General features: G+C 71.7%; 12 protein-coding genes. 8 read left to right on the top strand and 4 right to left on the bottom strand.

Annotated elements, in window-relative coordinates; translation table 11 throughout:
• The first annotated feature begins 33 nt into the window (after positions 1-33).
• Complete coding sequence (locus ABD999_RS28130; protein ID WP_271280446.1) at positions 34-846, top strand: hypothetical protein; 813 nt, start codon at positions 34-36, stop codon at positions 844-846.
• On the opposite strand, the gene ABD999_RS28135 is transcribed toward ABD999_RS28130, so the two are convergent.
• Positions 837-1,508, bottom strand: coding sequence for a TetR/AcrR family transcriptional regulator (locus ABD999_RS28135; RefSeq protein WP_271280445.1), 672 nt, complete (start codon positions 1,506-1,508; stop codon positions 837-839). The genes ABD999_RS28130 and ABD999_RS28135 overlap by 10 nt on opposite strands.
• 141 nt (positions 1,509-1,649) lie before the next feature.
• Between ABD999_RS28135 and ABD999_RS28140 the strand changes: the two genes are divergently transcribed.
• The gene (locus tag ABD999_RS28140) at positions 1,650-2,270 is read left to right on the top strand and encodes an HAD family hydrolase (protein ID WP_219550101.1); all 621 of its coding nucleotides are present in this window, start codon (positions 1,650-1,652) and stop codon (positions 2,268-2,270) included.
• A 91-nt stretch (positions 2,271-2,361) separates the two neighbouring features.
• Positions 2,362-2,757, top strand: coding sequence for a cold-shock protein (locus tag ABD999_RS28145; protein WP_148035117.1), 396 nt, complete (start codon positions 2,362-2,364; stop codon positions 2,755-2,757).
• A 2-nt stretch (positions 2,758-2,759) separates the two neighbouring features.
• Here ABD999_RS28145 and ABD999_RS28150 read toward each other — a convergent pair whose 3' ends face one another.
• A complete protein-coding gene (locus ABD999_RS28150) occupies positions 2,760-4,280 on the bottom strand; it encodes an MFS transporter (protein ID WP_187281474.1) in 1,521 nt (506 codons plus the stop codon).
• 222 nt (positions 4,281-4,502) lie between these two features.
• Between ABD999_RS28150 and ABD999_RS28155 the strand changes: the two genes are divergently transcribed.
• Both ABD999_RS28155 and ABD999_RS28160 read left to right on the top strand, forming a co-directional pair.
• A complete protein-coding gene (locus ABD999_RS28155) occupies positions 4,503-5,303 on the top strand; it encodes a DUF3027 domain-containing protein (protein WP_219550103.1) in 801 nt (266 codons plus the stop codon).
• A gap of 58 nt (positions 5,304-5,361) precedes the next feature.
• Positions 5,362-8,391, top strand: a complete 3,030-nt coding sequence (locus ABD999_RS28160; RefSeq protein WP_271277507.1) for a sacsin N-terminal ATP-binding-like domain-containing protein — start codon at positions 5,362-5,364, stop codon at positions 8,389-8,391.
• A 226-nt stretch (positions 8,392-8,617) separates the two neighbouring features.
• Here ABD999_RS28160 and ABD999_RS28165 read toward each other — a convergent pair whose 3' ends face one another.
• Positions 8,618-10,084, bottom strand: a complete 1,467-nt coding sequence (locus tag ABD999_RS28165) for an alpha/beta hydrolase (RefSeq protein WP_271277506.1) — start codon at positions 10,082-10,084, stop codon at positions 8,618-8,620.
• Positions 10,085-10,177: 93 nt separating this feature from the next.
• Positions 10,178-10,387 carry a DUF2530 domain-containing protein gene (locus tag ABD999_RS28170; RefSeq protein ID WP_271277505.1) on the bottom strand — a complete coding sequence of 70 codons (210 nt, stop codon included), beginning with the start codon at positions 10,385-10,387 and terminating at the stop codon, positions 10,178-10,180.
• Between the two features lie 82 nt (positions 10,388-10,469).
• Between ABD999_RS28170 and ABD999_RS28175 the strand changes: the two genes are divergently transcribed.
• The 3 genes from ABD999_RS28175 to ABD999_RS28185 all read left to right on the top strand — a co-directional run bounded on the left by ABD999_RS28175 (position 10,470) and on the right by ABD999_RS28185 (position 13,736).
• Complete coding sequence (locus ABD999_RS28175; protein ID WP_261808916.1) at positions 10,470-11,912, top strand: NCS2 family permease; 1,443 nt, start codon at positions 10,470-10,472, stop codon at positions 11,910-11,912.
• Between the two features lie 142 nt (positions 11,913-12,054).
• Positions 12,055-12,483, top strand: a complete 429-nt coding sequence (locus ABD999_RS28180) for a MarR family winged helix-turn-helix transcriptional regulator (RefSeq protein ID WP_261808915.1) — start codon at positions 12,055-12,057, stop codon at positions 12,481-12,483.
• A gap of 23 nt (positions 12,484-12,506) precedes the next feature.
• A complete protein-coding gene (locus ABD999_RS28185) occupies positions 12,507-13,736 on the top strand; it encodes an MFS transporter (protein WP_271277504.1) in 1,230 nt (409 codons plus the stop codon).
• Positions 13,737-13,741: the final 5 nt, after the last annotated feature.

Genomic DNA, 13,741 nt, shown 5'->3' on the forward strand with positions numbered 1-13,741 from the left:
ATGTCCCTGCTGATTGGGGCAGCATTGCTAGGCGTGATAGAGCGAGCCGACCAGCTGATTCTCAACTACGTCAGCAAGGCCGCCGACGCGGCCCACGGCGTGCTGAGACCCGAGCAGCGGCTCGACTTCACCAGGCGGCTGCGTACCAGGATCGAGGCCGAGCGGCGCGGCAGCCAGAGCGCCAAGGACGTGACCAGGCTGCTCGCCCGGTTCGGCGACCCGGTGCTGCTGGTGGAGCGCGAGGCCCGCCGCCTCGCGGAGACCGCTCCCCTCGAAGCCGCCGCGGTCGCTCCCGCGGGGGAGGAGGCCACCGCCGCGTTCCCGAAGATCCGCGACGACGTGCCGCCGGGCGTGGCGCGGAGCAGGCGGGAGGCCGAGCGGCGGCTGGCCAGGGAGGCGCGCGGGCTGCCGTTCGCGGGGTTCCGCAGGGCCGCGATGTCGGTGGCGAACCCCATGGTCACCGAGGGCAGGGACGCCAGGACCGTGGTCAAGGAGCACCCCCGGGAGGTCGCCGCGCTGCTGGTGCTCGTGGTGGCCGCGCTCCTGGTGCCGTTCGACCTGGCGCCCGTGGCGATCTTCCAGGTGCCGGTGATCGCGTGGGCGGCCGGCTCGGCGATGGTGATGTTCAGCGACACGTGGGCGCTGCGCGACCGGCTGATCGGCATCGGCTCCCCGTTGCTCGGCTACACCGCGGGCGGACTGATCGTGGGGGGTCTGCGGGTCGGCGGCGAGCCGGGGCTGGAGGCGTTCGTGGTCGAGTTCTTCAACGCCAGCGGCGTCATGTTCATGGTCGGCACCGGCGTGAGCGTGGTCTGGCTGGCCTACCGGCTGGTCGATCAGGAGTGAACGGCCGCGGGCGACGGCAGCAGCCCGACGGCCAGCCGGACCCACGCCGCCACGAACTGGTCCTTCTCCGTGTGCCCGGGCGTCTCGCCCACCGTCTCCTGGAACAGCCGGTACTGCACGACGGCGCCGCCGAGCACCGCCGAGATGCCCTGCCAGTCGACGTCGGCCGACCGGTATTCGGGCTGGGCGTGGAACCAGGTCACGATGGCGTCGAACATCGGCTGCAGCAGCCCCTGCCGCACCACCGCCACCAGCTCGGGGAACTGGCTCAGGTCGCGGAAGAAGATGCGGGTCAGCTCCGACTCCTCGCGCACCTTGGCCAGCCCGGCCCTGCACAGGTGCGACAGCCGCTCCTCCAGGTCCTTCGAGGTCTCCATGGCGCTCAGCTCGGCGAGGCTGCCGGCGACCTGGCCGCGGGTCCTGGCGGCGTGCTCGTTGATCGCCGCCGACAGGACCTCGTACTTGGACTTGAAGTGCCGGTAGAGCCCGCCGGCGCCCGGTGAGAGGCCGGAGGCGGCCTCGATCTCGGCCACGGACGTGGCGGCGTAGCCGCGTTCGGCGAAGAGCCGCAGAGCCTCGTCGATGATCCGCTCGCGCGTGTTGGTGGCGGCGGCCTTCGCGGGTGTGCTCCCGGTGGCTCCCGTGCTCGGCGATCTGCTCATGTCGTTTCTGATACCTCCGCAGTGGAGGGTAGTCGCCGGCCCGCGGGGACCTTGACAGCCGGGCAGGAACCCTTCCGATGACTACGGTCCCACGACCCGAGCCGTTACGCGTATCGGGAGGTTCTTTGGCATCCTTCAGGTGTGGCGACTTCGGTGGGATTCGACCTGGACATGACACTTGCCGACACTCGGAACGGTATTGCTGCCGTCTATGACGAGTTGTCGGCCCGGCTCGGCGTGCCCATCGACAGCCGGAAGATCGTGACCAGGCTCGGCCCGCCGCTGGAGACGGAGCTGGCCAACTGGCTGCCCGCCGGAGAGATCGCGGCGGCGGCCGACCTCTACAGGGAGATCTATCCCGAGGTGGGGGTGCCCGTGCACGTCGCGATGGAGGGCGCGCACGAGGCCGTCGCGTGCGTCAAGTCGCGCGGCGGGCGGGTCATCGTGGTGACGGGCAAGAACCTGCGCGACGCGAGAAGCACCGTGCGGCGGCTCGGGCTCGACGTGGACGACGTGGTGGGCTCCGTTTTCGGCGCGGACAAAGGAACCGCGCTCACCGCTTTCGGCGCCGCCGCATATGTCGGCGACCATGTCGCGGACATCGAAGCCGCGCGGGCCGGAGGCGCGGTCAGCGTCACGGTCGCCACCGGCCCCTACACCACGGCCGAGCTGCGCGACCACGGGGCCGACGTGGCACTGGGCGACCTGACGGAATTTGCCGATTGGTTCGCCGGTTGGCAACGGAGTCGTGAACTCGTGTAATTCACCGGCATTTACCCGGTCGCTCTGCCGCGCTACGGGGCATAACCTACATCCATTCACCTAATCCACGACGTTCGAACGAGGTCCTCCTGTGCCGAGTGGCAAGGTCAAGTGGTACGACGCCGACAAGGGGTTCGGTTTCCTCACCCGCGACGACGGCGGTGAGGTCTTCGTGCATTCCTCCGCCTTGCCGGCCAACGCCGGGCCTCTCAAGCCCGGGCAGAAGGTCGAGTTCGGCGTGGCCGAGGGCAGGCGCGGCCAGCAGGCGCTCTCCGTGCGGATCCTGGAGCAGCCGCCGACGCTGGCCAAGACCAAGCCCAAGGCCAAGCGGAAGAAGCCGGACGAGATGGTGGTGATCGTCGAGGACCTGATCAAGCTGCTCGACGGGTTGTCCACGTCCTACCAGCGGGGCAAGCACCCTGAAGCCGCGCACGCGAAGAAGGTCGCGGTGGTGCTCAGGGCCGTCGCCGACGACCTCGACGTCTAGCTTCAGGGCGGGTTCGTCAGCGGTTTGGTGCGGTCGAGAGGCTCCGGCGGGGCGTACGGGGCCGTCTCGGCGTCCGCGGCGGCCTCCCGCGTCCGCGCCTTGGCCGCCCTGACGCGGGCGCGGCGCCGTACGACGAGCCAGCCCAGCGTGACGGTGAGCACGCACGCGAGCGTGACCAGCCCGGCCGCGCTGCTCTCGGTGAGCGACAGCCCGAGCCCGATCAGGCCGCCGAACACCCAGGCGAGCTGGAGGAACGCCTCGACCACGCCGAACGTCGACGAGCGCACCTCCTCGCCGATCTCGCGCTGCACGATCGCGTCCAGCGCGAGCTTGCCCAGCTCCTGGGCGAAGGCGGTGACCAGCGAGATGGCCACCGCGGCCCAGAGCCCGAAGAGGATCGCGGTCACGGTGGCGGTCACCGCCGTCGTGGCGAGCGTCAGCAGGACGAGCAGGCCGGGCGCGTGGTTGCGGGTCCAGTTGGCGATCACCGCGCCGGCCAGGCCGCCCAGCCCGGCCGCGAGCGTCAGGACCGCGAGGGTCTTGGTCATGTCGAAGAACGGGTCGGGCGCGGGCGGCGCCAGCCACGGCACGACCTTGTCCTGCACCAGGAAGAGCAGGAAGAACAGCAGGAAGCCGGAGAACAGCCGGATGGCGACGTTGGCCCAGACCGCCTCGGCCACCGCCGGGCCCACCTGGAGCAGCGTCCGCCAGCGTGGCGCCCTGCCCTCCTCGGGGGTCTCCTCCTCCAGGTCGGGCGAGTCGACGTGGCGCGGCAGCCGCACCGCGAACACCCCGGCGGCCAGGAACACCACCATGGCGACGCGCAGCATCGTGGCGCTGCCCAGCCAGAGCGTCAGCCCCGCCCCGACCGGCACCATCACGCCCGCCGTCACCAGCGAGAACAGCGCGACCCGCGCGTTCGCCGAGACCAGGGTGATGTCGGCGGGCAGCACGCTCGGCATGATCGCGGCACGCGACACGTTGTAGGCCTTCGACAGCACCAGCACGCCCAGCGCGCCCCCGAACAGCGTCAACAGGTCCTGCGGGCCGACGGCCGCCGCCATCGCGAAACAGAGCAGGCCGCGGCCGAACAGCGTGCCGGCCATCACATAGCGCCGGCCCGACCTGAACCGGTCGAGGATCGGCCCCACGAACGGCGCGAGCAGCGCGAACGGCAGCATCGTGATGACCAGGTAGAGCGCCACCGGGCCGCGGGCCTCGCCGACGGGCACCCCGAAGAAGACGGTGCTGGCCAGCGCGACCGTGACCAGCGTGTCGCCGGCGCTGTGGCCGGCGGTCAGCTCGATCAGCCGGCCCAGGCCGGTGCGGTCGGCGCCGTTGGCGTGGGTGAGGCGGCGGGTGGCCCGGCCGACCGACCGCGCCGCGCCCGCGGTGGCCTTCCCGGCCCGCGCGGTGCCGCCGGCGGTCGCCTTGCCGGCACGCGCGGTAGCCCGGCCCGCGTCGGCGACGCCGCGCCCCACGCGCCGGGAGAGGTCGCGCGCTCGCTCCCAGCCTCCCTCCACGCTTACCAGTCTTACCCGATCGCCCCTCCAACCCTCACCCCCGCTTTCGCACCACTTGCGGTCATCTGTCGCGTCAGGAGGTAAATCTTGTGGCGGAAGGGTGCGGAATCCGGTGTTTCAGGGAGGCGGCAGGCGGGAATGCGGGCTAGTCGGCCCCGGCACGGTCAGCCATGGGAGAGAATGAAGTGTGAGCGAACAGCACCTTTCGGCGGAGGCAGGCCGATGAGCCGTGCCAGGACCCGCTCCGCCGCGCCCGACCAGGCCTGTGTCGCCGCCGTTGACCTGGCACGCGACGCGGCCCAGGAGCTGGCGCGGCCGGGTGAGCCCGGCGAGCACCTGGGCTACGAGAGCGAGGGCGACCGGGTCGTCACCCACTACTTCGCCTGCCAGGACCGCGCCTATCGCGGCTGGCGGTGGGCCGTCACCGTCACCCGGGCGTCGCGGGCGAAGAAGGTGACGGTCAGCGAGGCCGTCCTGCTGCCGGGTTCCGGCGCGCTGCGCGCTCCCGAGTGGCTGCCGTGGAGCGAGCGCCTGCGCCCCGGCGACCTGGGCGTCGGCGACCTGCTGCCCACGCCGGAGGACGACGACCGGCTGGTGCCGGGTTTCGCCGAACTCGACGACGAGGCGGAGCAGCAGACGATTTTCGAGTACGGCCTGGGCCGGGCCCGTGTGCTCTCGGCCATCGGCAGAGACCGGACCGCCAGGCGCTGGCATTCCGGCGAGCACGGGCCGCACACACCGATCGCACACGCCGCTCCCGCGCAGTGTTCCACCTGCGGCTTCTACTGGCTGCTCGCGGGTGGGCTCCGGCAGCTGTTCGGGGTCTGCACTAACGAGTACGCGCCCGACGACGGCAAGGTGGTCGCCGCCGACCACGGCTGCGGCGCCCACTCGGAGGCGGCGGTGCTGCCGCCGCCCGTCGAGCAGGCCGTGCCCATCCTCGACGACCTGGGCTTCGACCTGATGGAGGAGGAGGCGGGCTCGGTCGGCGAATCCGACTCCGAAGAGCTCGGCCACTCCTGACGGTGCGGGCCGCTAGCCTACGGTGGCCCCGTACCGTTCGACCCCAGGATCGTGACCGATGACCGACACCTTTGGCACCGACCGGATGCGAGCCGCCGTGCTCGCCGCGTGGACGGCCTCGCCCGCCCGGTTCCGCGAGGACGCCAACGCCGAGGAGGACTTCGCGCTCGGCGGCTACCGCGACCGCCTGATCGTCGAGCTGGCGCAGAACGCCGCGGACGCGGCGCTGCGCGCGGGCGTGCCGGGGGTGCTCAGGCTGACGCTGCGCGGCGGCGTGCTGACGGCCGCCAACACCGGCGCGCCGCTCGACGCGACCGGCGTGGAGAGCCTGGCCACGCTCCGCGTGTCCGGCAAGCGTGACGAGGCGGGCGCCGCCGGGCGGTTCGGCGTCGGGTTCGCGGCCGTGGTGACGGTCTGCGACGAGCCGGTGATCGGCTCCCGCGGCTCCGGCTCGGTGCGCTGGTCGCGCGCGGAGACGGCCGAGCTGGTCGCCTCGGTGCCGGAGCTCGCGGGCGAGCTGGCCGCCCGTTCCGGCCACGTGCCGCTGCTGCGCCTGCCGTTCGAGGACGGCCCGCTCGACGTGCCCGACGGGTTCGACACCCTGGTACGCCTCCCGCTGAAGGACGACGCGTCGGCCCTGGCCGTCCGGCGCATGCTGGAGGAGGCGAGCCCGGCGCTGCCGCTGGGCATGCCCGCGCTGTCCGTGATCGAGATCGACCTCGACGGCGAGGTCCGCAGGGTCACCGCCGACGGCTGGCACGTCGTCTCCGAGTCCGGCGAGTTCGCGCCTGAGCAGGTGGCGGAGCTGTTCGCCGACCGGCCCACCGAGGAGCGGGCGCGCCCGTTCTGGTCGGTCCGCTGGGCGGTGCCGCTGACCGGCATCGGCGAGCCGGGGCCGCTGCCCGCCGCGGTGCCGCCGGTCGTGCACGCGCCGACGCCCAGCGACGAGCCGATCGACCTGCCCGCGCTGCTCATCGCGTCGTTCCCGATGGCCACCGACCGCCGCCACGTGGCCAAGGGGCCGCTGGCCGACTTCCTGGTCGAGAAGGCCGCCGACGCCTACGTCCGGCTGCTGGAGGAGCTGCCGCGCACTCCCAGGCTGCTCGACCTGGTGCCTTCGTACATGGGCAAGGGCGAGCTCGACGCGCGCGTCCGCCGCGCCGTGCTCCAGCGCCTGCCCGACACCCCGCTGCTGCCCGCGCTGTCGGCGCCCGCGCCCGCCGTGCGGACGCCCTCGTTCGCCGACGCGGAGGTCTACGAGCCCGACGCCGAATGGCTGGTCGAGCACCCGTCGCGGGAGCCGGGGGAGGACGGCTGGGTCGTCTCGGGCCGCGAGGCCGCCGTGGTGGCCGGGTCGGGCGAGCTGCTCGACGCCGTCGCCGCGTTCGTCCCCGGGCTGCTGCCCGCCGGCTGGCCCGCCCGGCATCCCGCGATGACCTCGCTGGGCGTGCGCAGGGTCGAGCTGTCCGACGTGGTCGACCTGCTTTCCGGCGAGGCGGTGGAGGGGCGCGAGCCGTCGTGGTGGCGCTCGCTCTACGAGGTGCTGCCGGCCGACGACCCCGAGTCGCTCGGCGCGCTGCCGGTGCCGCTGGCCGACGGGCGGCTGGTGCGCGGCCCGCGCGGCACGCTGATCCTGACCGACGGCGGGTCCGCGCTCGACCTCACGCCGCTGGGGCTGCGCATCGTGCATCCTGAGGCCGCCCACCCCGCGCTGCTGCGGCTGGGCGCCGCCGAGGCCACCCCGCGCACCATCCTGGACGACCCGATCACCAAGGCCGCCGTCGCCCAGTCGCTCGACAACCCCGACGCGGGGCCGGTCGCGCACGCCGTGCTGTCCCTGGTCCAGGCGGCGGGGCTGGCGCCGGGCGAGGCGCCGTGGCTGGCCGAGCTGGCGCTGCCCGGCGCCGACGGCGAGCTCTACCCGGCGGGTGAGCTGATGCTGGCCGAAGGGGCGCTCGCCGGGCTGCTGGAGCCCGACACCCACCTCGGCGTGGCCGCCCGCGAGCTGGAGGAGACCTACGGGCCGCGGGTGCTGGAGGCGGCGGGCGTGCTCGACGGGTTCGCCGTGGTGCACGACTCCGACGTGCTGCTCGACCGTGACGAGTGCGACCACGACCTCGACGGCGAGGACGAGTGGCTCGACCACGTGCTCGACCTGCTGCCGGAGCTGGACGTGCCGCCGGTGGTGCCGGAGTTCGCCGCCGTGCGCGACCTGGAGCTGGTCGCCGACTGGCCGGCGGCGCTGCGGCTGCTGACCCGCCCGCCGCTGCGCGCCGCCCTCCACCCGCTGCGGATCGAGGGCGTCGAGGTGCCCTCCTACACCGCCTGGTGGCTGGCCGGCCATCCGGTGCTGGGCGGGCGCAGGCCGCGCGAGCTGCGGCTGCCCGGCGCCGACCCGCTGCTGCAGGGCCTGTACGCGGACGCGCCGGAAGGGCTGGACGAGGGGGCGCTGGCCATGCTCGGCGTGCGCGGCACGCTCGCCGACCTGCTCGACTCCCACGGCGGCCCCGAGGAACTGCTCGACCTCATGGCCGACGAGTCGATCGAGGTCGACCGGGCGCAGCTGCGTTCCCTGTGGGTGGCGCTGGCGGCGGTCGAGCCCGATCGGGTGGCGCCGCCGTCCCGGGTGCGGGCCGTGCTCGGTGGCGACATCGTGGTGGCCGCCGCCGACGACGTCGTCGTGGTGGAGGCGCCCGACCTGCTGCAGCTGGTCACCGACCGGCCGCTGGTGCTCGCTCCCTACGACCTGGCGGAGTCCCTGTCGGAGCTGCTCGACCTGCCGCTCGCCGGCGAGGTGGCGGCCGGCGAGGTCACCACCGCCGGCGAGACCCGGCAGGTGCCGCCCCAGGTGCGCTCCCTGCTCCCGACGGCCCCCGAGACCTACGTCGAGCACGAGAAGCTGCTGGTGGACGGCGTGCCGTGCGCGTGGCGGTTCTTCGAGGGCGCCGTCCACTGCACCGGCCTCGACGGCCTCGCCCGCGGCCTGGCCTGGGCCACCGGCCAGTGGAACGACCGCCTAGCGGTGGCCGCCATGCTCCGCGACCCGTCCGCGGTCCCCCTGCTCCTGGCGGAGGCGGACCTGTCCTGAACTCCTGACGGAGGCGGAACCTGTCCTGGCGTCCTGGAAAGAGGCGGGCGTGTGGCGATCCGACCCACGCCCGCTCCGGCCCGCTCTCCGGACCTACGGCGGGCCGGGCAGGCCGAAGGCTTGCTAACGGCGCCCAGCCCGAGGGGGTTCCCGAAAAGCTTTTGACTTTGGCAGGAAGCTCCGGCGTTTCTGGCCGGAAGCTCCGCACCGACCTCCGCGATTCGGGTCACGCGGCGGGACACGCGGCACCGGACTCGGGCAGCGTGCCCTTCAACAGGTACGCGTCCACCGTGCGGACGACGCACGTGCTGCCGCTCAGGTAGGCGCCATGCCCCTCGCCCTCGTAGGTGACCAGGACGCCGGTCTTGAGCCGGTCCGTCAGCGACACCGCCCATTCGTACGGTGTGGCGGGGTCGCCCTTGCCGCCGATGACGACGATCGGGGCCGAGCCGGTGGCGTCGATGTGCTTGGCCTCGTCGCTGCCCTCGGTGGGCCAGTGGGCGCAGGCGCCTGAGGTGCTCTCGACCGACATGATGGGGAAGATCTTCTCGACCTGCTCGTTGAGCGCGGCCATGTCGGCGGCTGTCGGCCGCTGGGAGGTGTCGGCGCAGCTGATGGCCTGGAGGCTGGTCATCATGGTCGAGTAGGTGCCGTCGGGCCTGCGGCCGGTGTAGCTGTCGGCCAGCGCCAGCAGGGTGGTGCCGTCGCCCTTGAGCGCCGCGGCGACGCTCTGCTCCAGCATCGGCCAGGTGGCCTTGGCGTACAGCGGGGTGATGACGGCGAACTGGGCCAGGCCGTAGGTGAGCTGCCGGTCGCCGACCTTGAGTGGCTTCTCCTTCAGGTCGTCCATCAGCGCTTCGACGGTCTGGCGCGCTTCGGCGGGGGACTTGCCGAGGTCGCAGCCCTGTGCGACGCAGTCCTTCGCGAACGCCTCGAAGGCCTGGGCGAAGCCCTTCATCTGGGTGAGCGCCCGCTGCTCGAAGGTGACGTTCGGGTCGTAGGCGGCGTCGAGCACGAACCGGCCGACCTTCTCGGGGAACTTGGTCGCGTACACCGAGCCGAGGTGGGTGCCGTACGAGAGGCCGAAGTAGTTGAGCTTGTCGTCGCCGAGCGCGCCGCGGATGCGGTCGAGGTCCTGGGCGGCGTTGACGGTGCCGACGTGCGGGAGCACCTTGCCCGAGTCGGCCTCGCAGGCGTCGGCGAACTCGCGGGCGGCCTTGTCGGGGTTCTCCCCGGCGGCCGGCGACATCAGCTCCTCCACCTTGCCGCCGCACTTGACGCCCGCGCTCCTGTCGACGCCGCGCGGGTCGAAGCTGACCAGGTCGTAGGCGCTGCCGGGGCCGGCGAAGGCCTGCCTGGCCAGCGCCAGCGTGTCGACGCCGGAGCCGCCGGGGCCGCCGAAGTTGAAGACGAGCGACCCGAGGCGGTCACCGGTGGCCTTGATCCGGATGAGGGCGAGGTCGATGGTGTCGCCGTCGGGCCGGCTGTAGTCGAGCGGCACGGCGAGCGTGCCGCATTCGAGGGCCGGTTCTGGGGTCATGGTCTTGCCGTCGGGCCCCATGAGGTCGGTGCACGCCTGCCACGCCACCGCCCCGGTGTCGCGCGCGGCCGGCTCGGCGGCGGGCTTCTCGGCGCCGGCGCAGCCGGTCGCCGCCAGGGCGAGCACGAGGGAGGTGAACAAGGTCCTTTTCATGCCATCAAGCATGGAAGGGGAGGCGTTTGCTCAGGTAGTGCAAGGAAACAGCAGTTCGGGGTGACTCCCGTAAGCGGCGCGGGATGACAGATGTCAGCGGCGGAGCCGGTGGACGAACCACATGCCGAAGAAGCCGAAGCCCACGCCGGTGAGACACGTCCAGATCCACCAGGAGTTCTCCGGGGCGGGCGGGAAGATCATTAAGGCGACCAGGGCGATCGCCCAGAGGCCGGTGCCCACGGCGATGGTGGCGGTGTCGTTGGTCTCGATCGGCTCGGGGTCGGGGTGCCACTGCTGCGTCACAGCATCCAGCCTAGCTTCCAATCGCATCTCGATACGGTTACCAGCACTTTTGGCGAATCGTCCCAAGTGTCACAGTTCGCCCGTGAGTGACTCCCGTACCGCTATAGACCGGTATTTCTCCATTACCGAACGCGGCTCCACCGTCTCCCGTGAGGTGCGCGGTGGCCTGGCCACGTTCTTCACCATGGCGTACATCGTGGTGCTGAACCCGATCATCATCGCCAACGGCAAGGACATCCAGGGTGAGGTGATCGGCGACGGCACCACGCCCAACGTGGCGCTGGTGGCCGCGGGCACCGCCTTCGTGGCCGGTGTCCTGACCATCCTGATGGGTGTGATCGCCCGGGTGCCGTTCGCCCTGGCCGCCGGGCTCGGCCTGAACGCCTTCGTGACGTTCAACATCGCCCCGCTGATGACCTGGGAAGAGGCCATGGGCCTGATCTTCCTGGAAGGCATCGTGATCGGCATCCTGGTGCTGACCGGGCTCAGGGTCGCGGTGTTCCGTGCCATCCCGTCCCAGCTCAAGACCGCGATCAGCGTCGGCATCGGCCTGTTCATCGCGCTGATCGGGTTCGTCGACGCGGGCTTCGTGCGCCGGGTGGCCGCCGGGCCGCCGCTGGAGATGGGCATCGGCGGCAACCTGTCTTCCTGGCCGATCCTCGTCTTCGTCATCGGCCTGCTCGCCACCGCGGCGATGGTGGCGCGCAAGGTCAAGGGCGCAATCCTGCTCGGCATCGCCGGCACCACCCTCATCGCGATCGTCGTCGAGGCGCTGACCGGCTCGGGCGCCTCCTCGCCGGAGAACCCGGACGGCTGGCAGCTGAACGTCCCCGCCTGGCCCAGCGAGGTCTTCGGCTTCAACAACCCGCTCGTGCTGTTCGCCGAGTTCGACCCGTTCGGCGCGTTCAGCTCGGCCGGGCTGCTGCTCGCCGTGCTGTTCGTGTTCACCCTGCTCATCACCGACTTCTTCGACACCATGGGCACGATCGTGGGCGTCGGCCGCCAGGCGGACCTGGTCAAGGAGGACGGGACGCTGCCGCGTACCCGTGAGATCCTGCTCGTCGACTCGCTCGGCGCCGTCGTCGGCGGCGCAGGCTCGGTGTCGTCCAACACCACCTATGTCGAGTCGGCAGCGGGCGTCGGGGAGGGCGCGCGGACCGGCCTGGCGAGCGTGGTGACCGGCGCGCTGTTCCTGGTGGCGATCTTCTTCGCGCCGCTCGTCCAGATCGTGCCGTACGAGGCCGCGGCGCCCGCCCTGGTGGTGGTCGGCTTCCTGATGATGACCGCGATCCGCGACATCGACTGGACCGACTACGAGATCGCCATCCCGGCGTTCCTCACCATCGTGCTCATGCCGTTCACGTACTCGATCTCCAACGGCATCGGCGCCGGCTTCGTCTCGTACGTGCTCATCAAGGTGGTCCGCGGCAAGGCGCGCGAGATCCACCCGCTGATGTGGGCCGTCGCGGCGTTGTTCGTGCTGTACTTCGCGCTCGGCCCGATCAGGGTCATGCTCGGGCTCTGACCAGGAAGTACGGGCCGCCGTCCGCGAGGACGGCGGCCCGTTGGGTATCAATGGGTGAGACGGAATCTGGCTTGGGAAATTTCTTGACCGCGGCTATAGTTAGCAAAGGTAATGACACATGCTAACAAGACCTCAGTCCCAGATGGACCTGCGAAGCGACGCCGGTCTGGCTTCCGCGTTGCGCGTTTCCCTGGCCAGGCTCAACAGGCGGCTGCGCAGGCAGGCGGCGGCGCACCCGCTGACCCCCACCCAGTTCGCGACTCTGGCCGCCGTCGAGCGGCACGACGGGATAACCCCTGGCGAGCTGGCCGAGCTCGAAAAGGTGCAACCGCCCTCGATGACCCGCGTGATCGCCGGGCTGGAGGAGCGCGGCCTGGTGTCGCGCAGCCCGCACCCGAGCGACCGGCGCCAGGTGACCGTGACCGTGACCGACGCCGCCAGGAAGCTCCTGAAGGAGGAGCGGGCGCGCAAGGAAGCGTGGCTGACGCGGCAACTGAAGGAGCTGTCGCCGGAGGAGCGGGCGATTCTCCGTCAGGCGGCTCCGATCCTGGAGAAACTCAGCAGGATCTAGAGCCTGAAGAACCCAGGACCGGGATGTTCCGGTCGCTCAGCATTCGCAACTACCGCATGTTCGCCATCGGCGGCGCGGTCTCCAACGTCGGCACCTGGCTGCAGCGCACCGCCCAGGACTGGTTGATCCTCGACCTGACCAACGGCAGCGCCGCGGCCCTCGGCACCGCCACGGCTCTGCAGTTCCTGCCCATGCTGCTGTTCGGCATGTTCGGCGGCGTGCTGGCCGACCGCTACCCGAAGCGGCCCCTGCTCATCACCGCGCAGACGCTGATGGCCACGCTGGCCCTGGCGATCGGCGTGCTCACGATGACCGGCGCCGCCCAGGAGTGGCACGTCTACGTGATGGCCTTCACGCTCGGCATGATCTCCTGCGTCGAGGTGCCGACCCGGCAGGCGTTCGTGGTCGAGATGGTCGGCAGGGACGACCTGCCCAACGCGATTGCGCTCAACAGCTCCAGCTTCAACCTGGCCCGCGTCGTCGGCCCGGCCGTCGCCGGCATGCTCATCTACATGCTGGGCGGCACCGGCCCGCTGTTCCTGATGAACGCGCTCACGTTCGCCGCGGTCATCTCCAGCCTGGTCTTCATGCGGAAGGCCGAGCTGCATCCGTCGGACCCGGTGCCCAGGGCCAAGGGGCAGCTGCGCGAGGGGCTCAGGTACGTGCTGCGCCACGAGAAGCTGCTGATGCCGATCCTGCTGATCGCCTTCGTGTCGATGTTCTCGCAGGCGTTCTCGATGTCGATCGCGCTCATGGCCCGCGAGGAGTTCAAGGCGGGGGCCAACTCGTTCGGCCTGGCCTCCAGCATGTTCGCCGTCGGCGCGCTCGCCGGGGCGCTGCTGGCCGCCCGCAGGGTCACGATCTCGCGCAGGATGCTGTTCGGTGGGGCGATCGGCTTCGGCGTGTTCCAGATCGCGGCCGGGCTGGCTCCGTCCTACCTGTTCTACCTGGTCCTGCTGGTGCCCGCCGGCGTCGCGCTGATCACGGTCAACACCGCCGCGAACGCCGCCGTCCAGCTCGCCACCTCGGCCGAGATGCGCGGCCGCGTCATGGGCATCTACATGCTGGTCTTCGTCGGCGGCTCGCCCATCGGGGCGTCGCTGGTCGGCTGGCTGTCGGAGCTCGGCGGGCCCAGGGCCGGCGCCGTCCTGGCCGGCGGGTTCGTGCTGGCCGGCACCGCGATGGCCGTCCTGGTCACCAGGATGATCACCGGGCGGGTGGCGCGGCGGCGGGCGGTGCCCGCCACCACCTGAGGCGG

Source organism: Nonomuraea ferruginea, from assembly GCF_039540635.1.
Lineage (GTDB): Bacteria > Actinomycetota > Actinomycetes > Streptosporangiales > Streptosporangiaceae > Nonomuraea > Nonomuraea ferruginea.

Excerpts from the sequence above, each read along its gene's own strand:
- ABD999_RS28135 (WP_271280445.1), bottom strand. The coding sequence starts at position 1,508 with ATGAGCAGATCGCCGAGCACGGGAGCCACCGGGAGCACACCCGCGAAG.
- ABD999_RS28155 (WP_219550103.1), top strand. The coding sequence starts at position 4,503 with ATGAGCCGTGCCAGGACCCGCTCCGCCGCGCCCGACCAGGCCTGTGTC.
- ABD999_RS28160 (WP_271277507.1), top strand. The coding sequence starts at position 5,362 with ATGACCGACACCTTTGGCACCGACCGGATGCGAGCCGCCGTGCTCGCC.
- ABD999_RS28165 (WP_271277506.1), bottom strand. The coding sequence starts at position 10,084 with ATGAAAAGGACCTTGTTCACCTCCCTCGTGCTCGCCCTGGCGGCGACC.
- ABD999_RS28180 (WP_261808915.1), top strand. The coding sequence starts at position 12,055 with ATGGACCTGCGAAGCGACGCCGGTCTGGCTTCCGCGTTGCGCGTTTCC.
- ABD999_RS28185 (WP_271277504.1), top strand. The coding sequence starts at position 12,507 with ATGTTCCGGTCGCTCAGCATTCGCAACTACCGCATGTTCGCCATCGGC.